Source organism: Agromyces sp. NPDC058110, assembly GCF_042884735.1.
GTDB lineage: Bacteria > Actinomycetota > Actinomycetes > Actinomycetales > Microbacteriaceae > Agromyces.
In genome coordinates, this window is the sequence record NZ_JBHVTI010000004.1 from 431,555 (window position 1) to 451,514 (window position 19,960).

Here is a 19,960-nt window from a genome sequence, read left to right on the forward strand (position 1 = left end):
CGTCCGGATGCCGCGGGCGGGCGTCAGCGCCCGAGTGCCGTATGCCCGACGACCGCGTCCTCCCACGACATGCCCGTGGTCTTCACGACGAACGGGCGCACGCCGCCGTCGGGCGCACGCCGGCGGCTGGTCACGACGTCGACGAGCGGCACGAGCGCGGCGGTGTCGAACTCGCCCTCCCCCGCGGCGAGCACCACGTCGCCCGCCTCGCGGAGCGCTGTCGCCACGTCTTCGACGATCACCGTCGAACGCGTCATGAGCGCGGAGTCGAGTTCGCGAGCATCGGGTTCGTGCGATCCGACCGCGACGACCACCACGTCGTCGGCCAGCACCGCGGAGTCGAACAGCGGCTCCCTGGCCGTCGTCGCGCAGATCACGAGCCCGGCCTCTGCGAGCACCCGGGCGACGGATGCCGCGTCGGCCGCCGCGACGAACCCGGCGCCGTGCAGCACGTCGTGATCGGCGGGTGCGCGACGAGCGACGTGCGTCACCGACCCGATCCGGAGGTCGGGGCAGACCTCGCGGAGTGCCTCGACGTGCGCGACGGCCTGCGGGCCCGTGCCGAAGACGACCACGTGCAGCGCGGCCCCGGCTCCTCCGGCATCGGCCGCCTCGCCGACCTCGGCCCCGGCGGCCGTCGGAGCGGTCGCACGGTCGGTCGCTCGATCGGTCGCACGAGCCGCGGCCCGAGCCGTCAGCTCGCGCCGGATCGCGGCCATCGACACCGCGGGCGTGCGCACGCCCGTCAGGGCGGCACCGTCGAGCACGAGCGCGGGCGCCATGGTGCCGGGGTCGAACACGAGGTGCACGCCCTGGATGCGCGGCAGCCCGCGCGCCGGGTTGCCGGGCGCGACCGTCAGCACCTTGACGCCGATCGCGTCGCCCACGGCCGACGGCATGAGCAGGGCCTCGGCCGCGCCGAGGGGCACGGCGCTCCGGGGCGCGTCGGTCGCGGGATCGAACCCGGAGCCCAGCGCGGCCTCGAGCGCCTCGACGGCCGCGCGGTACCCGAGCCGCGAACGCGTGCCCGCGGCATCCAATACCTCGATCTTGGGGCTCATCGCAGCACGAATCCGGGCACCAGCGGGTCGCGCGGATCGACCGTGAACGTCGACGCGCCCGTGCGGTAGGCCATGCCCGTCACCGCCGGCACGACCGCCTCGGCGCCGTCGACGACGAGCCGCTCGATCGCCCGTGCGTGGAACCTCGACCCGACGATCGAGTCGTGCACCAGCGTCTCGCCGAACGCGAGCTCGCCCTGCGCCGTGAGCGCCGCGATGCGGGCTGCGGTGCCCGATCCGCACGGCGACCGGTCGAGCTCGCCGTCGGCGAAGACGGTCGCGTTGCGCTGGTGCAGGCGTCCGTCGGCGTCGCGGCCGAGGCGCTCGAACAGGATCGTGCCGTAGATGCCGCTCAGGCGCGGATCGGTCGGGTGCTGCGCGGCATCCGAGTCGTTCAGCAGCCACTTGACCTCGCGGCCGAGCGCGATGAGCTCCGAGACGGCTGCCGGCTCGATCGAGAGCCCGACCTGCGCGACGTCGAGCATCGCGTAGTTCGCCCCGCCGTACGCGATGTCGGCGCGCACCTCACCAAGTCTGGTCTGCACCCGCAGCCGTTCGGCCACGAGCCGGCTCGGCACGTTCACGAAGTCGACGCCTGTCACCGCACCGGCCTCGTCGGTCGCGACCCTGGCCGTCACCCGGCCCGACGGCACGTCGATGACGACGTCGGTGACCCCACTCGGGTCGACCGCGACGAGGCCGGTCTCGACGGCCCACACGCCGAGCGCGATCGTGCCGTGCCCGCACGCCGTCGAGAAGCCGTCCTTGTGCCAGAACAGCACGCCGAGGTGCGCGCCGTCGTCGTCGGGCGGGGTCAGGAACCCGCCGTACATGTCGGCGTGCCCGCGCGGCTCGAAGCAGAGCAGTCGGCGCAGGCCGTCGACCGCGGCATCGCTGATCGCGAACGCGCGTCGATCGGCGACCGTCGCACCCTCGATGGGCACTCCCGGCTCGACGACGATCCGGAACGGCTCGCCGGCCGTGTGGTAGTCGATCGTGCTGACGTCCGTCGGTCGCGCAGGGGTCATCCACCCATTCTGCGCTCCGAACCCGGGGTGGTCACGCCGCACGAGCACTCTCCGTCCTCACGCCGTTCGAGCGCGCGACGGCAGCCGGTGACAACCGCGGCCCGCGGGCGTAGCGTGGCTGGCGACGCGATCCGGCCGACCGTGCCCGGCGCACCAGGGGGTCACCGATGACCGAGCTCTCACCGATCCAGCCCTGCCTGTGGTTCGACAGCCAGGCGCGCGAGGCCATGGAGTACTACGTCACGGTGTTCCCGAACTCGCGCATCCGCTCGATCGAGCCGTACCCCGACGAATCGCTCGACGAGCACTTCGAGGGCATGTCGGGCAGGGTGCTGAACGGGCAGTTCACCCTCAACGGCGTCGACTTCGCCTGCCTCGACGGCGGCCCGCTCTTCATGTTCGACGAGGCGATCTCGTTCGTCGTCTCGTGCGCCGACCAGGCCGAGATCGACCACTACTGGGCCGCGCTCTCGCACGTGCCGGAGTCGGAGCAGTGCGGCTGGTGCAAGGACCGCTTCGGCATCAGCTGGCAGATCATCCCGGCGAACATGGGCGAGCTGACGAAGCGGCCCGAGCAGATCCAGGTCATGATGCAGCAGAAGAAGGTCGTCATCGCCGAGCTCGAGAACGCGTGAGCGGATGCCGCGGGCGGCCGCCCGTGGCATCCGTCACCGGTCGGCGCGGCGGACGTCCGTGCTCGCAGCGCCCGCGCTCAGCGCCCCGTGGCCGTCAGCGCCCGTTGACCTTCTCGATGTCCATCACGAGGATCACGCGGTCGGCCTTGTCGGCCGGCGCCTGCGCGTGCGGGTCGCCGTAGCGCTGCCCGAGCCGCACGTAGAAGGCGCCCTCGGGATCGGGGATCACCTCCGAGAGCCGGCCGCGCACCTCGACGTAGCGGAGCGGGTTCTCGGGGTCGAGCGCCTCGAGCGTCATGTTCGGGTCGGCCTGCAGGTTGCGGAACTTCGCGCGCTTCGTCGTGTGCGTGAAGCGGATGGTGCCGGTCTCGGCATCGTGCTCGAACCACATCGGGTTCACCTGCACGCCGCCACCGGGGCGCACGGTCGCGAGGTGTCCGAAGACGGGCGCGGCGAGGATGCGGGCGGCGTGGTCGTCGAGTTCGTTGGTCATGACGTGGTCAACCCGTGCGGCGCCGTTCGCATTCCGCGCGACGTATGCGCGGCGGAGTCCCGTTCGCGCGAGGGAGTCCACGCCGCTCGGGATTCGGCCGCGAGAATGGGCTTCCAGCGTGGTGCCCGCTCGCGGACGCGTCAGATCTCGGTGTGCCCGAGTTCGGGCCCCGCCAGCGTGCGCACGACCGGCTCGGCGAAGCCCTCGAACTCGAGCACGACGACCTCGTTCGCGCCCGCACGCGTCACCGGCGCAGGCACGATGAGCGTGCGCTGGGGGCCGCGGCGCCAGTAGCGCCCGAGCAGGAACCCGTTGACCCACACGAGGCCCTTGCCCCAGTGCAGCGTGTCGAGGAACAGGTCGGCGGGCCGGTCGAGTTCGAGCACCGCGGTCGCGAACGAGGGTCCGACGACGAGGCTCCCGCCGTCGGCCCCGTCGCCCGGGCGAGCGACGGCGTCCGCGCCCGACCCGGTGACGCCGCCGCCAGTCACAGCGGCGCCACCGAGACCTGAACCGACCGACGAGCCCGCGGCCGGGGCTGCGGTCGCGCCGACGAGCTCGACCGCCCGAACGACCTCGGGCACGCGCTCGAGGTCGATGGGACGGACGCTCCAGCCGGTGAGCTCGACGCCGTCGAGCGCGACCCCGCCGATGAGCCCCTTGTGCTCGCCGAGACGCGATCCGTAGTCGACGCGGCCCTGGTCCTCGACGAGGATCACGAGCTCGCCGCGCGTGCGGGGAAGCACGATCGAGCGCTCATGGGCGTCGCGCGACATGACGCCCACGGGCACGCCGTCGAGCAGCACCCAGGCGCGGTCGCGCACCTCCTCGCCGATCGTGAGCACGCCGGGACGGACGACGGTCGAGTCGCCGTCGGCACCCTCGCCGGCCAGCGTCGTGGCGAACAGCGCGAGGCCGCGGTAGTGGCCGAGCGCATCGAAGGTCGGCACCTGCGCGTGCAGCGCCTCGTCGCCGAGCGCTCCCCCGGCGACGGCCGCGAGCAGCGACGGCCCCGCGACGAGCGGTGCCTCGAGCGCGGGCGCCGGCGCCGCGGCATCCGGAACCTCGTCGGGCACGGGGGCGTAGCGCGCGATGACCTCGCGGAACGCCCAGTACTTCTCGGTCGGGTGCCCGGCCTCGTCGAGCGGGGCGTCGTAGTCGTAGCTCGTCGTGATCGGCGCGTAGCGTCCCTTGTCGTTGGCGCCGTTCGTGAGCCCGAAGTTCGTGCCCCCGTGGAACATGTAGATGTTCACCGACCCCCCGGCGGCGAGCAGCAGGTCGAGTTCGTGGGCGGATGCCGCGGCATCCGTCGTGTGGTGATGCGAGCCCCAGTCGTCGAACCAGCCGCACCAGAACTCCATGCAGACGAGCGGACCCGTCGGCTGGAACTCGCGGAGCGTCTCGAGGCGCTCGAGCGTGCGCGAGCCGAACGAGCCCGTGAGGTGCAGGCCCGGCAGGCTGCCGTCTGCGAGCATCTGCGGGGTGGGCTGGTCGATCGTCGTGAGCGGCACCGTGATGCCGGCCTCGCGCGTGACGTCGACGAGGTGCTCGAGGTAGCGCTTGTCGGAGCCGTAGGCGCCGTACTCGTTCTCGATCTGCACGAGGATCACCGAGCCGCCGGTGTCGACCTGCCGGGGGGCGACGATCTCGTAGACGTTGCGCAGGTACTCGCTCACGGCCTCGAGGTAGCGCGGCTCGGATCGGCGGATACCGACCCCGCGGTCGCGGAAGAGCCAGGCCGGCAGGCCGCCGTTGTCCCACTCGGCGCAGATGTAGGGGCCGGGGCGCACGATCGCGTGCATGCCCTCGGCGGCCACGAGGTCGAGGAACCGCCCGAGGTCGAGCCCGTTGGAGGCGTGCCACTCGCCCTGGTGCGGCGCGTGCCGATTCCAGGCGACGTACGTCTCGATCGTGTTGAGGCCCATGAGGCGGGCCGTGCGGATGCGGTCGGCCCACAGGTCGGGGTGCACGCGGAAGTAGTGCAGGGCGCCCGAGAGCACGCGGAACGGGGCTCCGTCGAGTTCGAAGTCGGTCTCGCCGATCGCGAAGCGGCTCTGGGGAGGCTGGGCGGTCACGGGGCATCCGTTCTGGATCTGACCGGCGGGGCCGGCGACGGTGGAGGTGGTGCTGGTGGTGCTGGTGGTGCTGGTCGTGCGGTGGTGCTGGTGGTGCGCGGCGGGGCCGGCCGACGGATGCCGGCCGACCCCGCCGAGGGTGCTACTTGTTGACGCTGAAGCCCTGGTCGTTGCCGTACGACACGAGCTGGTCCTGCCAGTTCGCGAGGGCGTCGTTCAGGTCGGTGCCGTTGGCGTACGCCTGGCCCACGGTGTCGCCGTAGATGCTGTTCGCGTAGACCTGGTAGGGCAGGTACTGCCAGCCGCTCGAGACGTCCTTCGAGGCCTGCGTCAGCACCTCGTTGATCTTCTGGCCGCCGAAGTAGTCCGACTCGTAGGCGAGGAAGTCGGGGTCGCTGAGCTCCGCCGTGGTCGACGGGAAGCCGCCCGACTGCAGGAACACGTCGATCGACGCGGGGTCGCTGTTCAGCCAGCGGAGGAACGCCGCGGCGAGCGCCGGGTTCTTCGACTGCTTGGTGACCGACTGGCCGCCGCCGCCGTTCTCAGCGGCGACGGGGGTGCCGTCGTAGGTCGGCATCGGGGCGACCGCCCAGTCGCCGGCCGCGTCGGGCACGCTCGACTCGAGCACGCCGGGCATCCAGGCGCCGATCACGAGCGAGGCGATCGAGCCGTCGCCGAGGCCCTTGTACCACTCGTCGCTCCAGCCGGGCGTGTCGGAGAGCAGGTCGCCCTCGATGAGCTGGTTCCAGACGCCGGTCCACTTCTGGGTGCCCTCGTCGGCGAGGTCGATGGTCACGTCGGTGCCGTCGGCCGAGAACGGGCGGCCGCCGGCCTGCCAGAGCATGCTCGTGGTGAAGCCCGAGTCGCCGGTGTCGGCCGTGATGTACTTCGTCGGGTCGGCGGCGTGGAGGTCCTTCGCGGCCTGCACGTACTCGTCCCACGTGGTGGGAACGGCGATGCCGAACTCGTCGAAGACCTTCTTGTTGTAGAAGAGGGCCATGGGGCCCGAGTCCTGCGGCAGGCCGACGAGCTGGTCGCCGACGTTCACGGCACCCCACGTCGAAGCGCTGAACTTGCCCTCGAGGTCGTCCATGCCGTACTGCTTCAGGTCGACGAGCGAGTCCGACAGGGCGAACTGCGGAATGGCGTAGTACTCGATCTGCACGACGTCGGGTGCGCCCGAGCCGGCCTTGATCGCGTTCTGGAGCTTCGTGTACTCCTCGGTGTTCGTGCCCGCGTTGACGAGCTCGACGTCGACCTTGGGGTAGGCCTTCTCGAACGCGGCGACCTGGGCCTCGGCGCTCGGGGTCCAGCTCCAGTACGTGAGCTTGCCGCCGGCCTCGAGGGCGGCGTCGAGGTCGGCCGCCGAGCCCGAGCCGCCGGAGCTGCTGCCGCCGTCGCCCGACGAGCAGGCGGCGAGCGTGCCGATCAGTGCCGCGGCTGCGACCACCGAGAGGGTCCGCCTGACGGCGGAGCGAGCGATGCTCATGGTGTTTCCCTTCACTTCGTTGTGTGCCATGTGAGTCCGGGGCAGGACGCTCCGGTGTGAGCGGATGGTGCGGTGTGCGGTTGGTGCGTTGACGCCGTGCGGTGCCGCTCGGTCACTGCTTGACGCTTCCGGCGCTGAGTCCCGACTGCCAGAACCGCTGCAGGCCGAGGAACGCGACGACGATGGGGACGATCGTGAGCAGGGAGCCCGTGATCACCAGGTTGTAGATGGGCTGGGCGGCCACGCCCGACGCCTGCGCGCTCCACTGGTTGAGGCCGACCGTGAGGGGGTACCAGGTCGGGTCGCTCAGCATGATGAGGGGCAGGAAGTAGTTGTTCCACGTCGCGACGACGGTGAACAGCAGCACGGTCACGATGCCGGGCGCGAGCAGGCGGATCGAGATCGTGAAGAACGTGCGGAACTCGCCCGCGCCGTCCATGCGCGCGGCCTCGAGCAGCTCGGTGGGCACCGAGTCGACCGCGTAGACCCAGATCAGGTACAGGCCGAACGGGCTGATGATCGACGGGATGATGATCGCCCACGGCGTGTTGGTGAGGCCGAGCTGGCTGAACATGAGGAACGTCGGCACGGCGAGCGCGGTGCCGGGCACGGCGATCGCGCCGAGCACCACCGCGAACACGGCCTTGCGCCCGGTGAAGCGGAACTTCGCGAGGCCGTACCCCGCGAGCGTGGCGAGCAGCGTCGCGCCGCCGGCTCCGACCACGACGTACAGGAGCGTGTTGCCGAGCCAGCGTACGAAGATGCCGTCGTTGTAGGTGAGCGTCTCCCAGATGTTCTGGAACAGCACGAAGTCGTCGCCGAACCAGAGCCCGAAGCTCGAGAACAGGTCGCCCTGGGTCTTCGTCGCGTTGATGACGAGCCAGATCAGCGGCACGAGGCTGTAGATGACGAAGATGCCCATGAGCAGCGTGAACGCGACCGACTTGCGCGGGCGCAGCGGCGAGGAGTACTTCGGGCGGTAGGCGCGACGCCTGGTGCCGCCGGAACGGCCGCCCTCGGCATCCGTGGTGGTCATCACTTCGGTCAGCGTGCTCATCGCTCTTCCTTCCGCGAGCCGCGCAGCTGCACGACGTAGGCGATGATGGCCGTCAGCACGCCCATGACGATCGCGACCGTGGCCGAGGCGTTGTACTGCTGGCCGTTGAACGACAGGTTGTAGGCGTACATGTTCGGCGTGAAGTAGGTCGTGATGATGTTCGGGGCGAGCGTGCGCAGGATGTTCGGCTCGTTGAACAGCTGGAAGCTGCCGATGATCGAGAAGATCGTCGCGATCACGATGGCGCCGCGGAGTGCCGGCAGCTTGATGCCCGTGATGACGCGCATCGGGCCGGCGCCGTCGAGCTCGGCGGCCTCGTAGAGGTCGGTCGGGATGACCTTCAACGCCGAGTAGAAGATGAGCATGTTGTAGCCGACGAACTCCCAGGTCACGATGTTGCCGATCGAGACGAGGATCCACTCGCGGGCGAACGGCGTGATGATGGTCGAGCCCAGCCAGTCGTTGATGTTGGCCGCGAGGCCGAAGTTGTCGCCGTAGATGAAGCCCCACATGAGCACGGCCACGACGGCGGGCACGGCGTAGGGCAGGAAGATCACGATGCGGAAGAAGCCGGATGCGTGCAGGCGGGCGCTGTCGATCGCGAGCGCCGCGACGAGCGCGAGGCCGAGCATGATCGGCACCTGGATCACCAGGAAGAGGGTGACGCGGCCGAGGCCCTCCCAGAACTGCGGGTCGACGAACAGGGCGCCGTAGTTCTCGAAGCCCACGAACGCGTTGCCGCCCACGAGCTGCTCGCGGTAGAGGCTGAGGTAGATCGAGTAGGCGACCGGCGCGATGAAGACGAGCAGGAACACCACGAGGAACGGGGCGACGAAGGCGAGGCCCTTCCATTCGCTTCGCTCGCGTGCCCGGCGACCCGGCCGCCGGGGCGGTCGTGCCGGTGCGGTTGCCGCGTCGCGGGAGGGCGCCGCGTGCGTGGACGTCGTTGTCATCGGATTCTTTCCATTCGGCAAGATGTTTACGTCAACATCTCGTGATGACACCGTAGCATGTTGACGTGAACATGCGCCAGTCTTCTGCAGAGGCGCACCGAGGGAGTACCGCATGACGACGACCACAGGCCAGGGCGCCGCGCCCGGCCGCCGCCGTGCACCGTCGATGGCCGACGTCGCCCGCGAGGCCAACGTCTCGGGGCAGACGGTGTCGCGCGTGTCGAACGGCCGCGACAACGTCGACGCCGCGACGCGCGACCGCGTGCTCGCGGCGATGGCCAAGCTCGGCTACCGGCCGAACAGCGCCGCGAGGGCCCTGCGCACCGGCCGCTTCCGCAGCATCGGCGTCATCATGTTCACCCTCTCGAGCTTCGGCAACATGCGCACGCTCGACGCGATCACCACGGCCGCGAGCGACGCCGGCTACTCGCTCACGCTCATCCCCGTGCCGCACCCGACCAAGGGCGAGCTGTCGGTCGCGTTCGACCGGCTCGCCGACGCCGCGGTCGACGGGGTCATCCTCGTCGTCGAGGCGCACCTGCTCGACGAGTCCGACGTCGAGCTGCCCGACGGGCTTCCCGTGGTCATCGTCGACGCGTCGGGCGACGAGCGCTTCCCCGGCGTCGACACCGACCAGGCACACGGCGCCCGCCTCGCCGTGCAGCACCTGCTCGATCTCGGCCACGAGACCGTCTGGCACGTCGCCGGCCCCGAGCGCTCCTACTCCGCCGCACGACGACGCGACGTGTGGGCCGAGACCCTCGCCGAGCACGGCGCATCCGCTCCCCCCGTGCTCACCGGCGACTGGTCGACCGAGGCCGGCTACGAACTCGGCCTCGAGCTCGCCGCGAACCCGGCCGTGACCGCCGTCTTCGCCGCCAACGACCAGATGGCGCTCGGCGTGCTGCGCGCCATGCACGAGACCGGCCGGGCGGTGCCGGCCGACGTCAGCGTCGTCGGCTTCGACGACATGGCCGAGTCGAGCAACTTCTGGCCGCCGCTCACGACCGTGCACCAGTACTTCGGCGAGGTCGGCCGCCGGTCGGTCGAGGCCCTCCTGCACGAGGTCGAGGTCGGCGAGCGTCGCGGCAACTCGCTCGTCGACGTCGAGCTCGTGGTGCGGCAGAGCACCGCCCCGCCGCGCGGCTGAAGCGTCGAGCGGCGCACGAACGCCGGCCCACGGCATCCGCTCGGGGGGGTCTGCTCCGACCGGAGGTCGACCCGCGGGTCAGGCCCGTTCGTCTGCCCCCGCGACGGCGGGCGCCGCGGCCGCCCGCAGGTACCGATCGGCGTACACGCGCAGCAGGTCGCGCAGCTCGGGCGGCGACTCGACCGTGAAGTCCATGCCGAGCATGCCGATGTACGCGGCGATCGTGTCGAGGCTGTCGGCTCCCGTCATGAGCACCGACTCGTCGGGCGAGACGGCCTCGACGACGCCGACGGCCGGATGGATGCGGTCGAGCACCGCGGATGCCGCGGCCGCGACGCGCAGCCTGGCGTGCACGTTCCATCCGCTCACCGCGACCTGCCGCATGGCGAACGCGGTGTAGTCGCCGCCGGGCACGAGCCGCGGATCGAAGCGGCGCCGCGTCGGCATGCGGGGGCGCATGCGGTCGGCCCGGAAGACGTCCCACTCCCCCGACTCCGGGTCGCGCGCGACGAGGTACCAGCGCCGGAGCCACGACAGCAGGCGGTACGGCTCGACGAGGCGCGGCACGTCGGCGCGGGTGTCGCCGTCGCGGCCGTCGCGGGTGTCGTCGGCGCGGCCGTTCCCGTGGCCCTCGTCGGCGTAGTCGAATCGCAGCCACTCGACCGAGCGGATCGCCGTCGCGATCGCCCGCAGCACCTCGGGATCGACCTCGGGATCGGGAGCGTCGGTGTCGTTGTTCGCCGGCGCGTTGTCGACGACGGTCGCGAAGGCGTCGACGGTCGGCCGCAGCCGGGGCGGCAGCACCTGCTCGAGCTTCGCGAGTGCGCGCCGGCTCGACTCGCCGACGCCCGCAACGCCGGTCGCCGCTCGCAGGCCGATCGCGACCGCGACCGCCTCCTCGTCGTCGAGCAGCAGCGGAGGCAGGCGCCCGCCCGCGCCGAGCCGATACCCCCCGACAGACCCCCGCGTCGCCTCGACGGGGTAGTCGAGCGCGCGCAGGCGTTCCACGTCGTTGCGGATCGTGCGCGTCGTGACGTCGAGCCGCGCGGCGAGCTCGGGACCCGACCACGAGGGGCGCGACTGCAGCAGTCCGAGCAGGGCCAGCAGGCGACCCGCGGTGTCGGTCACGAGGCCCTCGCACGAGTTCGGCTCATCAGGAACGATCCTTTCCGCTATCGACCGTACCGTCGAAGACATGAACAGCGCAGCCGACACCACCGCATCCACGTCCGCCACCGACATCCGCCCCTTCGTCGTCGACGTGCCCCAGGCCGACATCGACGACCTGCGCGAGCGCCTCGCCCGCACCCGCCTGCCTCAGGCCGCCCCCGCCGACGACTGGACCACCGGTACCCCGAACCACTACCTCTCCGACGCCGTCGAGCAGTGGAAGACGTTCGACTGGCGGGCCGTCGAGGCCCGCATCAACGCCGTGCCGCGCTTCACGACCGAGGTCGACGGGCAGCCGATCCACTTCATCCACGTCGTGTCGCCGCACCCCGACGCCACCCCGCTGCTGCTCGCGCACACCTACCCCGGCTCGTCGGCCGACTACCTCGACGTCATCGACCGCCTGGTCGACCCGGTAGCCCACGGCGGGCGCGCGGAGGACGCCTTCAGCGTCGTGATCCCGGATGCCCCGGGCTTCGGCTTCTCGAACCCCGTGCGCGAGTCGGGCTGGACCCTGGCCCGGGTGGCCCGCGCCTACGACACGCTCATGCGCCGGCTCGGCTACGAGCGCTACGGCGTGCACGGATCGGACAACGGCGCGATGGTCGCCCGCGAACTCGGCCTGCTCGAGCCCGAGGGGTTCCTCGGGCTGCACGTGCTGCAGCTCTTCTCGTTCCCGTCGGGCGACCCGAGCGAGTTCGAGCGCCTCGAGCCGACGGACTACGCAGGACTCGAGCACATGCAGTGGTTCCAGAAGGTCGGCGGCTACAACACCATGAACGCGTCGCGGCCGCAGACGATCGCCGCCGCGCTCAGCGACTCCCCCGTGGGGCTGCTCGCCTACAGCGAGCTGTTCGAGTCGTTCGGCAACGGCACCTCGAAGGTGCCGCTCGACGCGATCCTCACGGCCGTCAGCATCGCCTGGTTCACGAACGCGGCGGCCGGCATGAGCCGCGCGTACTACGAGAACGCGCAGGTCGAGGCCGAACCCGTGGTGAACCACGCCCGCACCGGGGTCGCCGTGTTCGCCGACGACTTCCAGACGATCCGGGTCTTCGCCGAGCGCGACAACGACGCGATCGTGCACTGGAGCCGGTTCGCCGAGGGCGGGCACTTCGCCGCGCTCGAGGTGCCCGACGTGCTCGCGGGCGACATCGCGACGTTCTTCGCCGGGGTCCGCTGAGCGACCTCGCAGACCCGTCATCAGGGCGAGCGGATGCCGCGGCCACCGGGTTCGTCCCGGTCGTCCGCGGCATCCGCTCGTTCCGACCGACGCTCAGGCGAGCAGCAGCGGGATCAACTGGATGCCGATCGCACTCGCGACGAACCGGTTGCGCCGGTCGCCGGTGAGCTGCGCGGCCCAGTCGAAGCGTCCGAGGTCGACCAGCTCGACGAAGCCGCCCTCTGGCGCGTGCACGCCGAAGCCCACGCGCAACCCGTCGTAGTAGCGGGTCTCGAGCGGCTCGCGCACGAGCTCGACGTCGGGCCACCGCGCGACGACGGCCTGCGCGATCCGATCGCCGAGCACCTCGCGCGGGCCGTCGACGCGCACGATCGCCCTGGGTGCCGTTCCCGCGCCGAGCCCCGCTCGGGCGGCCGTATCGAGCAGGCCCCGGTACCCCGCCAACTGCCCCAGCACGGCGTCGACCTCGAAGGCGTCATCCGCTCGCCCGCGGCCGGCGTCGGCCATCGCGAACATCCGGAAGTGCCGCGTTCGGGCGCGCCCCGCGGGTGCCGCCTGCATGCGGAGCGTCTGGTGCACGGTGCACAGCCGCACCTCCTCGCCCGGCACGGCGCGGAGCCGCCGCGCCGCCTCGAGGGCGAGCACGTTCGTCGGATCCGACACGACCTCGACCGGCCGGATCGTCGAGAGCACCCGGTCCTGCGAGGTGGGCGCGAGCACCGACGTCGAGCCGAGCGGCGCCACCGGCGAGAGGAGCAGGGCGTCGTATCCCGATGCCGCGTCGAGCGCGATCGCGTCGAGCGCCACGCTCGTGCGGAGGTCGACGGGCGAGACGGCGACGAGCGAGTCATCGGCCCACTGCTCCAGCAACCCGGCGGGGCGGCGCGTCGCCGCGGCATCCCGCACCTCGGCGAGCAGCTCGCCGCGGCGATCGTGCACCGCAGGACGATCGGATGCCGCGTGGCGGCCGTCGGCGTTCATCGCCCCATCATGGCGCGAGCCCGCGACGGGCGCACGCGTCAGCCGCGCGGCGCGAGCTCGAGCGTGTAGAAGACGCTGTTCGGGTCGAGCGCGTACGAGCCGAACGGGGGGCACTCGACGAATCCGGCCCGCTCGTACAGCGACCGGGCGGGTGCGAAGAACGGCTCGGTGCCCGTCTCGAGGCTGATGCGGGCGTAGCCGCGGCCGCGGGCCTCGTCGAGCACGTGCTCGAGCAGGCGGCGACCGAGGCCACGACCGCGCGCCGCGGCATCCGTTCGCATCGATTTCAACTCGCCGTGGTCGGGCGAGAGCTGCTTCAGCGCGACGCAGCCGAGCAGGTCGTCGCCGTCGGCGACGGCCCAGAACGTGATCGACGGGTCGGCGAGGCCCGAGACGTCGAGCGCGTGCACGCTCTCGGCGGGCGACGTGGCGTGCATGTCGGCGAGGTGGTCCTCGAGCAGGCGCAGCACGCGCGGGTCGGTGAGGTCTCCGGGGGCGATCACGAGGTCAGGCACCGGACGATTCTCACATCCCCGTGCGTCGGGCAGGTTTCGCGGGGCGCACCCGGCCGCCCGGCCCGCGTGCACTCCGGACGCTCGCGCCGATCAGACCTCGACCGCGACGCCGTCGACCAGCCACACGGCCCGGTCGTGCACGGATGGCTCGGACCCGTCGATCGCGTCGCGCAGCCCCGCCTCGCCGTCGACGAAGTGCGACCACCCGTCGTAGTGCGCGAACGTCGCCACCCGCGGAGCCGCGATGGCGACGAGATCGACGACGTCGCGCCCGGTCATCGTGAACCGCAGCGGCCCGGTCACCCCGAAGCGCACGCCGCCGACGTTCGCGAGCATGACGTCGATCGAGAGCTCCTCGGCGACGCGCCGAAGCGGCCCGAACATCACGGTGTCGCCCGTGATCCAGAGCGCCACCCGCTCCTCGCCCTGGCGCCGCACGGCGAACCCGATGACGTCGCCGACGATCGCGTGGGTGAGGGGTGGGCCGTGCCGGCACGGCGTCGCCGTGATCACGAGGGTCGGCAGGCCCGGCCGGGGGCCGGTCAGGGTCACGGACTCCCCCGCGGCGAGCCCATGGAGCCGGTCGGCGGGCACACGTCGACCCGGGTCGCCCTGTCCGAGTCGCCCGGCACCGCTCGCCGTCGTGACGACCGCCCCGGCCGAGGGCAGCATCGCGCGCCCCGCCTCATCGAGATTGTCGGCGTGATGGTCGTGGCTCACGAGCGCGACGTCGACGTCACCGAGGTCGACGACCTCGATGGCCGGCCCGGCCGTCTTGGTCGAGCCCGTGCCCCAGCCGAACGCGTAGTGGCGCCCGGCGGGGTCGAACGTCGGGTCGACGAGCAGGCGCCATCCGTCGAGCTCGACGAGCACGGTGGGGCCGCCGATGCGCGTCAGCTTCATGCCCGTGACACTAGGCCAGCCGGGTGCCTCGCGTCGAGGACCCGTTCGGGTCACGCCGCACGAGCCGCCACCCGCCTGCCGGGTCCGACGTGCGGGTCGGCGAAGCGAGCGGCCGACCGTGGTCCGGCTGTGCGAGCCCGCCGATCGACGGCGAGCGGCAGAGATCAGTGGATGCACCGATTCCCGCACGCCGCGGCATCCGGAAGACTGCGGTCATGAAACGTAGGGTCGTCTCCGTTCTCTCCGCCGTGGTCGCCGCGATCCTCGTCTCCGGCCTCGCCTCCTGCACGTCGACGCCTGCTGACGCACCCGCGCCCGACCCTTCCGCGGCACCCGTCGTGGAACCGGTGGAGGCGGGCGAGTGGGCGCCGAGCACCCGGACGGACGAGCTGCTGCTCGGGATCGAGTCCTCGGCGGCGTCAGGTGGTCCCACGGGCCAGCAGGCCGTCGACGCGTTCGCGGCGACCTTCGGCGGCGACGTCCCCGGGGCGACGGCGACCGACCTGCCGTCGGGCGACGGCGTCGGCCTCACCTACGCCCTCGGCCTCATGCGCGCGCACCGGTCGGAGCTGACCGCTGAACAGGCGGCGGCGCTCGACGCGGCATCCGGGTATCCGGTCGACGGAGAATCGGCACCCGCGAGCCTGGACACGAGCCCGGACGCGAGCCCGGACGCGGCACCGGCGCCGGTCGGAGCCGGCCCGGTCACGGCCGCGCGCGCCGAGCCGTCGCCCCGCTTTCGCAAGCCGATGACGGCGGCGGAACGGAGCCGTCTGGAACGGCTCGCCGGCGAGGCGGCAGCGGACTGGGTCGCGTACCGCCACGACTTCGCCAAGTTCACCCCGCAGATCCTCTACTCCGAGGCGCTCGTGCGCGCGCCCGGCGGCGAACCCGGCTTGGCCGCCGCGAGCGCGGACGTCGATGCGGGCCTCACGACCTGCAAGATCACGATCTACCGCCACGGTATGGACGCGAAGCCCGACGACGCGGGCTGGTTGTCCGTGATGGCCCACGAGTACTTCCACTGCGTGCAGGCCTCGTGGAACAAGTCGGCGTGGACGTACTCGCCGTCGTGGGTCGTCGAGGGCTCGGCCGAATTCGCGGCTCAGGACCTGTACCGCACCCGCCGCGCGCACACGAACGGGATGTACGTCGACTGGTTCGCCGACCAGTCCAAGCCGCTCTCGGCGAGCACCTACGGCGCGTGGGCGCTCTACGAGACGTTCCGCCAGGCCGGGGGCGACCCGTACGCCGCCATCCGCCGCATGATCGAGACGAACTCGCAGGCGACCGGAGCTGCCCTCCGGAACGGCCGGATGACCGACGCGCGTTTCCAGTTGCGTGCGGCCACGGCATCCTCCCGCACGGCCGACCGGGGCGTCTCGGAGATCACGGACCCGACACGGTGGAACCTCGCCTGGCCGTCTTCCGAGCCCGAGGACGGGCCGCACGACAACCACCGGAGCATCGAGATCGGGCTCGGCGTCTCGGAGTACGAGTACGGGACCCCCGCGAACCACGCGTTCTCGCACGGCGTCGAACGACTCACCTTCACGCGCGGTGTCGGCCTCGCGACGATCGCGCCGACCGGAACGCCGGTCGCCCTCAAGGCGGACGGTCTATTGCGCAGCGTAGGCGACGGCGGCGCGGTCACGTTCTGCTTCGACGCGTCGGGCTGTCGGTGCCCGGACGAGTCCGGAACCGACGCGGTCCCCCTGGACTCGCGCGAGATCCTGATCGCCCGGGCGATGATCGAGACTCCCGGCATGTACTCGGTCAATGCGGAGGAATGGGATGCCGCACAGTGCGAGAAGCGGAAGCCCGAGACCGCCGGCACCTACGGCGATCCGCACATCGCGACCTTCGACGGCCTCTCGTTCGACGTGATGACCCGGGGCGAGTTCGTCGCCGCGCGCGACGCGAGGGGCGGCTTCGAGGTGCAGACCCGCCACGAGCCGGTGCGCACCGGCACGAACGTCGCCGCCGGCAACAGCGCCGTGGCGCTCCGGGTCGGCGGGCAGCGGATGACGCTGACGGGGGCGGAGTTCACGGTGTCGGCTCCCGTGACCGTACGGGTCGACGGTGCGGTCGAGACCCGCAGCTCGTTCCCGCTGGGCACCGCGGAGGTGGCGTTCGACGACACGTCGGGCGTGCGCCGCTGGACGGTGACCCTCGCCGACGGTAGCACCGTGTCCATTGCCTGGAACGCCTGGTTCTTCGTGGACCTCGCGCTGACCGACGACCGGGCTGCGCGAACGGTCGGGCTCCTCGGAACGGGCAACGGCGACCTCGACGACGACCTGCGCCTGCCCGACGGCACGTCGCTCCCGCCCGACGGCGACCTCGAAGACGACTTCGCGCAGGCCTGGTGGATCGAGCAGGACGAGTCCCTGTTCGACTACGAGAGCGGCCGCACCACCGAGAGCTACCGCGGCGCGGCATCCGACCCGGTCGCCGCCGACTCCGAGGAACGACGCGAATGCGCAGCCGCGCTCGGGGTGCGCGCGACGCGCAGCGAGGTGGACGCATGCGCGATCGACCTCATGGTCACGGGCATCCGCGCGATGATCGATTCGTATCGCACGGTCGTGGACGAGCGCGTCGAACACGAGGACCTCGTCTGGGTCCCGGTTCCGGTCGCCCCGGGGCCCGTCGAACCGGAGGTGCCGGAGCCGGAGGTCGACGTCGTCGACGCCGTGGCCGGGAAGCCCTCCCGCGTGCTCGAGGGCACGACGCCCGACTTCGGGAACGACCCGATCGACTCGGGTGCGATCGCCGTGCCACGAGGCGCGTTCATGCTCCTGCGCACCTCCGACTGCGGGGTCGGTGTCGAGATCCGCGTCGACGTCGCAGATCTCGACGACGAGGACGACGGCGTCCCTGTGGCGCTCTGCGGCAACCGATTCACCTTCAACAACGGCAGCGGAGTGACCACCGATGGTGAGGGGTACGGTCTCGTCGGCCCCGCCGGGGATCGCCGGGTCGAGCTCCGCGCGAGCTCCAGCGTCGGCGAAGCCGACATACGCGTGGAGGTGTTCGTCGATCCGACGCCCGCACTCGTCGACCAGGCGACGCTCGCTCGCGATCGTGGCTGGTCGGGTGCCCTGGCGGGTGTGGCCGACGCCGTCGTGCTGCTCCCGCAGTCCGCGGACCGGCAGCAGGCGTGGGATGCGTCCGGCCTCGAGGTCGCGTGCATGAACCTCGGCTACGGCGCCGCGCTCTCGAAGCAGTTCAGCGCCCTCGAGCCGAGCTGCCGCCACAACCCTCCGATCGTCGTCTCCGCGACCGGCCCCGACCCGCTGCCCGTCGTGCTGTTCAGCCGCACCCCGGACCGCACGGCGGTTCAGCTCTCCGCAACGGAGTGACCGGGAGGGTGCGGTGCGCCTGCGCACCGCACCCACCGGCGGTGCTGCCCGGGCTCAGGCCGCCACGGTCGAGCGAGCATGCGCGAGCGCCCACTCGAGGGCGTGGTCGGCGACCTCCTCCCAGCCGGGTTCGGCGCAGATCCAGTGCGAACGGCCCGGGAACTCGACGTACTCGGTCAGGGCGGGCGACTTCGCGTAGTGCTTCGCGTTCGACTTGTTCACGCTCGGCGGCATGATGTGGTCCTTCTCGCCGCCGATGAACAGCAGCGGCGCGCGGTCCTTCGCGTAGTCGACCCAGGTCTCCTGGTGGCCGGGCGTGAAGTTCGCGAGCAGGCCGTACGCCCAGATCCAGTTGCCGGGTGCCGGGATCGCGAACTCCTCCCACACTGCGTCGGAGTCCTCGCGCGAGAGGGTGTTGGCGAACGCGTAGTGGAACTCCTCGGGCGTGAACGCGACGGCCTTGTGGAGGTTCGCCGGGTTCTTCAGCGCGGGGAACAGCGACTTCGCCTGCGACAGCGGCGTGACCCGGACGCCCTCGGTCGGCGCCGAGTCGACGACGACCGCCGCGGCGCCGAGGCCGCGGGCGAGCAGCAGCTGCGTGAGCGTGCCTCCGAACGAGTGCCCCATGATGATCGGCGGCTTCGGTAGCGCCTCGATCTGGGCCGCGAGGTGGTCGACGGTCTCGGGGACCGTGAGGTTCGCGATCACGTCGGGGTTCTCGCGCAGGGCCTCGACCTCGATCTCGAAGCCCGGGTACCCGGGGGTGATCACGGTGAAGCCCTTCGCCTCGAAGCGCTCCTTCCAGCCGCGCCAGCTGCGCGGGGTCATCCAGAGGCCGTGCACGAGCACGATGGTGTCGGGGGCCTCGGGGGCGGTGTCGTCGGTCATGAGCGGTGTCCTTTCGGGGCGGTGAGGGTGAGGTGGGCGGAGCCGGACGGAGCGGGACGGATGCCGCGGGCGGGCGCCGCGGCATCCGCTCGTTCACGAATCGATGAACGCGAGCAGGTCGGCGTGCAGCCGGTCGCGGTCGGTGTCTGGCAGGCCGTGGGCGCCCCCCTCGTAGACGAGCAGGGTCGCGCCGTCGATGAGCTCGGCCGAGCGTGCGCCGCCGACCTCGAACGGCACGATCTGATCGTCGTCGCCGTGGATCACGAGCGTCGGCACGTCGACCTTCGCCAGGTCGGGCCGGAAGTCGGTGGCCGAGAACGCGGCGATGCACTCGTACGCGGCCCGGTGTCCGCAGGCCATGCTCTGCAGCCAGAACGCGTCGCGCACGCCCTGCGACACGTCGCCCGAGCGGTTGTTGCCGAAGAACGGCCCGTCGGCGAGGTCGCGGTACAGCTGCGAGCGATCGGATGCCTCGCCCGCGCGAATGCCGTCGAACACCGCGATCGGCAGGCCGCCGGGGTTGTCGGGGGTTTCGAGCATGAGCGGCGGCACGGCCGAGACGAGCACGAGCTTGGCGACGCGCGCAGATCCGTGTCGGCCCACGTAGTGCGCGATCTCGCCGCCGCCGGTCGAGTGGCCGACGAGCGTCAGGTCGGTGAGGTCGAGCGCGTCGATGAGGCAGGCGAGGTCGTCGGCGTAGGTGTCCATCTCGTTGCCGTTCCACGTCTGGCTCGAACGCCCGTGCCCGCGACGGTCGTGCGCGATCGCCCGGTGGCCGTGCTCGGCGAGGAACAGCGCCGCGGCCTCCCACGCGTCGGCGTTCAGGGGCCAGCCGTGGCTGAGCAGCACCGGTGTGCCGCCCGACCCCCAGTCCTTGTAGAAGATCTGCGCGCCGTCATCGGCGGTGACGTAGGGCATGGCGCCTCCATCCAGCTGGCGATCGCGGGTGCGAATCGCGGATGCCTCGATGCTGGCGCGCGGGCACGCGGCACCGAATCACGTGGTGCGCGTAGT

At 71.7% G+C, this 19,960-nt stretch carries 17 protein-coding genes; 4 read left to right on the forward strand and 13 right to left on the reverse strand.

Annotated elements, in window-relative coordinates; translation table 11 throughout:
• Positions 1-23: 23 nt before the first annotated feature.
• Together ACFVS8_RS12220 and ACFVS8_RS12225 are read right to left on the reverse strand one after the other, a co-directional pair.
• Positions 24-1,061 (reverse strand): ornithine cyclodeaminase family protein, encoded by a 1,038-nt coding sequence (locus tag ACFVS8_RS12220; RefSeq protein ID WP_387062273.1) that lies wholly within the window; start codon positions 1,059-1,061, stop codon positions 24-26.
• Complete coding sequence (locus ACFVS8_RS12225) at positions 1,058-2,089, reverse strand: proline racemase family protein (RefSeq protein ID WP_387062276.1); 1,032 nt, start codon at positions 2,087-2,089, stop codon at positions 1,058-1,060. Before ACFVS8_RS12225 ends, ACFVS8_RS12220 begins: the two co-directional genes overlap by 4 nt.
• A gap of 167 nt (positions 2,090-2,256) precedes the next feature.
• Between ACFVS8_RS12225 and ACFVS8_RS12230 the strand changes: the two genes are divergently transcribed.
• On the forward strand, positions 2,257-2,724 hold the full coding sequence (locus tag ACFVS8_RS12230; RefSeq protein WP_387062279.1) for a VOC family protein: 468 nt from the start codon (positions 2,257-2,259) through the stop codon (positions 2,722-2,724).
• A gap of 94 nt (positions 2,725-2,818) precedes the next feature.
• Here ACFVS8_RS12230 and ACFVS8_RS12235 read toward each other — a convergent pair whose 3' ends face one another.
• The 5 genes from ACFVS8_RS12235 to ACFVS8_RS12255 all read right to left on the reverse strand — a co-directional run bounded on the left by ACFVS8_RS12235 (position 2,819) and on the right by ACFVS8_RS12255 (position 8,791).
• The gene (locus tag ACFVS8_RS12235) at positions 2,819-3,217 is read right to left on the reverse strand and encodes a PPOX class F420-dependent oxidoreductase (RefSeq protein ID WP_387062282.1); all 399 of its coding nucleotides are present in this window, start codon (positions 3,215-3,217) and stop codon (positions 2,819-2,821) included.
• Positions 3,218-3,357: 140 nt separating this feature from the next.
• Positions 3,358-5,292 (reverse strand): beta-galactosidase family protein, encoded by a 1,935-nt coding sequence (locus ACFVS8_RS12240; RefSeq protein WP_387062285.1) that lies wholly within the window; start codon positions 5,290-5,292, stop codon positions 3,358-3,360.
• Positions 5,293-5,434: 142 nt separating this feature from the next.
• Positions 5,435-6,781 (reverse strand): ABC transporter substrate-binding protein, encoded by a 1,347-nt coding sequence (locus tag ACFVS8_RS12245; RefSeq protein ID WP_387062288.1) that lies wholly within the window; start codon positions 6,779-6,781, stop codon positions 5,435-5,437.
• Between the two features lie 112 nt (positions 6,782-6,893).
• Positions 6,894-7,838 (reverse strand): carbohydrate ABC transporter permease, encoded by a 945-nt coding sequence (locus tag ACFVS8_RS12250; protein WP_387062291.1) that lies wholly within the window; start codon positions 7,836-7,838, stop codon positions 6,894-6,896.
• Complete coding sequence (locus ACFVS8_RS12255; RefSeq protein WP_387062294.1) at positions 7,835-8,791, reverse strand: carbohydrate ABC transporter permease; 957 nt, start codon at positions 8,789-8,791, stop codon at positions 7,835-7,837. Before ACFVS8_RS12255 ends, ACFVS8_RS12250 begins: the two co-directional genes overlap by 4 nt.
• A 112-nt stretch (positions 8,792-8,903) precedes the next feature.
• On the opposite strand from ACFVS8_RS12255, the gene ACFVS8_RS12260 reads away from it, so the two are divergent.
• A complete protein-coding gene (locus ACFVS8_RS12260; protein WP_387062297.1) occupies positions 8,904-9,941 on the forward strand; it encodes a LacI family DNA-binding transcriptional regulator in 1,038 nt (345 codons plus the stop codon).
• 78 nt (positions 9,942-10,019) lie between these two features.
• On the opposite strand, the gene ACFVS8_RS12265 is transcribed toward ACFVS8_RS12260, so the two are convergent.
• Positions 10,020-11,069 carry a helix-turn-helix transcriptional regulator gene (locus tag ACFVS8_RS12265; protein WP_387062300.1) on the reverse strand — a complete coding sequence of 350 codons (1,050 nt, stop codon included), beginning with the start codon at positions 11,067-11,069 and terminating at the stop codon, positions 10,020-10,022.
• 67 nt (positions 11,070-11,136) lie between these two features.
• Between ACFVS8_RS12265 and ACFVS8_RS12270 the strand changes: the two genes are divergently transcribed.
• Positions 11,137-12,294, forward strand: coding sequence for an epoxide hydrolase family protein (locus ACFVS8_RS12270; RefSeq protein WP_387062303.1), 1,158 nt, complete (start codon positions 11,137-11,139; stop codon positions 12,292-12,294).
• Between the two features lie 93 nt (positions 12,295-12,387).
• On the opposite strand, the gene ACFVS8_RS12275 is transcribed toward ACFVS8_RS12270, so the two are convergent.
• From ACFVS8_RS12275 to ACFVS8_RS12285, 3 genes are all read right to left on the reverse strand, one after another.
• The gene (locus tag ACFVS8_RS12275) at positions 12,388-13,275 is read right to left on the reverse strand and encodes a hypothetical protein (protein WP_387062306.1); all 888 of its coding nucleotides are present in this window, start codon (positions 13,273-13,275) and stop codon (positions 12,388-12,390) included.
• 38 nt (positions 13,276-13,313) lie between these two features.
• The gene (locus ACFVS8_RS12280; protein ID WP_387062309.1) at positions 13,314-13,790 is read right to left on the reverse strand and encodes a GNAT family N-acetyltransferase; all 477 of its coding nucleotides are present in this window, start codon (positions 13,788-13,790) and stop codon (positions 13,314-13,316) included.
• Between the two features lie 90 nt (positions 13,791-13,880).
• Positions 13,881-14,693, reverse strand: a complete 813-nt coding sequence (locus tag ACFVS8_RS12285; protein WP_387062311.1) for an MBL fold metallo-hydrolase — start codon at positions 14,691-14,693, stop codon at positions 13,881-13,883.
• Positions 14,694-14,908: 215 nt separating this feature from the next.
• On the opposite strand from ACFVS8_RS12285, the gene ACFVS8_RS12290 reads away from it, so the two are divergent.
• Positions 14,909-18,058, forward strand: a complete 3,150-nt coding sequence (locus ACFVS8_RS12290; RefSeq protein WP_387062314.1) for a VWD domain-containing protein — start codon at positions 14,909-14,911, stop codon at positions 18,056-18,058.
• 54 nt (positions 18,059-18,112) lie between these two features.
• On the opposite strand, the gene ACFVS8_RS12295 is transcribed toward ACFVS8_RS12290, so the two are convergent.
• Both ACFVS8_RS12295 and ACFVS8_RS12300 read right to left on the reverse strand, forming a co-directional pair.
• The gene (locus ACFVS8_RS12295; protein ID WP_387062316.1) at positions 18,113-18,946 is read right to left on the reverse strand and encodes an alpha/beta hydrolase; all 834 of its coding nucleotides are present in this window, start codon (positions 18,944-18,946) and stop codon (positions 18,113-18,115) included.
• Between the two features lie 93 nt (positions 18,947-19,039).
• Entirely contained in the window at positions 19,040-19,864 is an 825-nt protein-coding gene (locus ACFVS8_RS12300; protein ID WP_387062319.1) for an alpha/beta fold hydrolase, read from the reverse strand.
• Between the last annotated feature and the right edge of the window lie 96 nt (positions 19,865-19,960).

Bases quoted from the DNA above. Each gene is read 5' to 3' on its own strand.
- ACFVS8_RS12220 (WP_387062273.1), bottom strand. From the start codon at position 1,061: ATGAGCCCCAAGATCGAGGTATTGGATGCCGCGGGCACGCGTTCGCGG.
- ACFVS8_RS12225 (WP_387062276.1), bottom strand. From the start codon at position 2,089: ATGACCCCTGCGCGACCGACGGACGTCAGCACGATCGACTACCACACG.
- ACFVS8_RS12230 (WP_387062279.1), top strand. From the start codon at position 2,257: ATGACCGAGCTCTCACCGATCCAGCCCTGCCTGTGGTTCGACAGCCAG.
- ACFVS8_RS12235 (WP_387062282.1), bottom strand. From the start codon at position 3,217: ATGACCAACGAACTCGACGACCACGCCGCCCGCATCCTCGCCGCGCCC.
- ACFVS8_RS12245 (WP_387062288.1), bottom strand. From the start codon at position 6,781: ATGAGCATCGCTCGCTCCGCCGTCAGGCGGACCCTCTCGGTGGTCGCA.
- ACFVS8_RS12250 (WP_387062291.1), bottom strand. From the start codon at position 7,838: ATGAGCACGCTGACCGAAGTGATGACCACCACGGATGCCGAGGGCGGC.
- ACFVS8_RS12255 (WP_387062294.1), bottom strand. From the start codon at position 8,791: ATGACAACGACGTCCACGCACGCGGCGCCCTCCCGCGACGCGGCAACC.
- ACFVS8_RS12260 (WP_387062297.1), top strand. From the start codon at position 8,904: ATGACGACGACCACAGGCCAGGGCGCCGCGCCCGGCCGCCGCCGTGCA.
- ACFVS8_RS12270 (WP_387062303.1), top strand. From the start codon at position 11,137: ATGAACAGCGCAGCCGACACCACCGCATCCACGTCCGCCACCGACATC.
- ACFVS8_RS12275 (WP_387062306.1), bottom strand. From the start codon at position 13,275: ATGAACGCCGACGGCCGCCACGCGGCATCCGATCGTCCTGCGGTGCAC.
- ACFVS8_RS12285 (WP_387062311.1), bottom strand. From the start codon at position 14,693: ATGAAGCTGACGCGCATCGGCGGCCCCACCGTGCTCGTCGAGCTCGAC.
- ACFVS8_RS12290 (WP_387062314.1), top strand. From the start codon at position 14,909: ATGAAACGTAGGGTCGTCTCCGTTCTCTCCGCCGTGGTCGCCGCGATC.
- ACFVS8_RS12295 (WP_387062316.1), bottom strand. From the start codon at position 18,946: ATGACCGACGACACCGCCCCCGAGGCCCCCGACACCATCGTGCTCGTG.
- ACFVS8_RS12300 (WP_387062319.1), bottom strand. From the start codon at position 19,864: ATGCCCTACGTCACCGCCGATGACGGCGCGCAGATCTTCTACAAGGAC.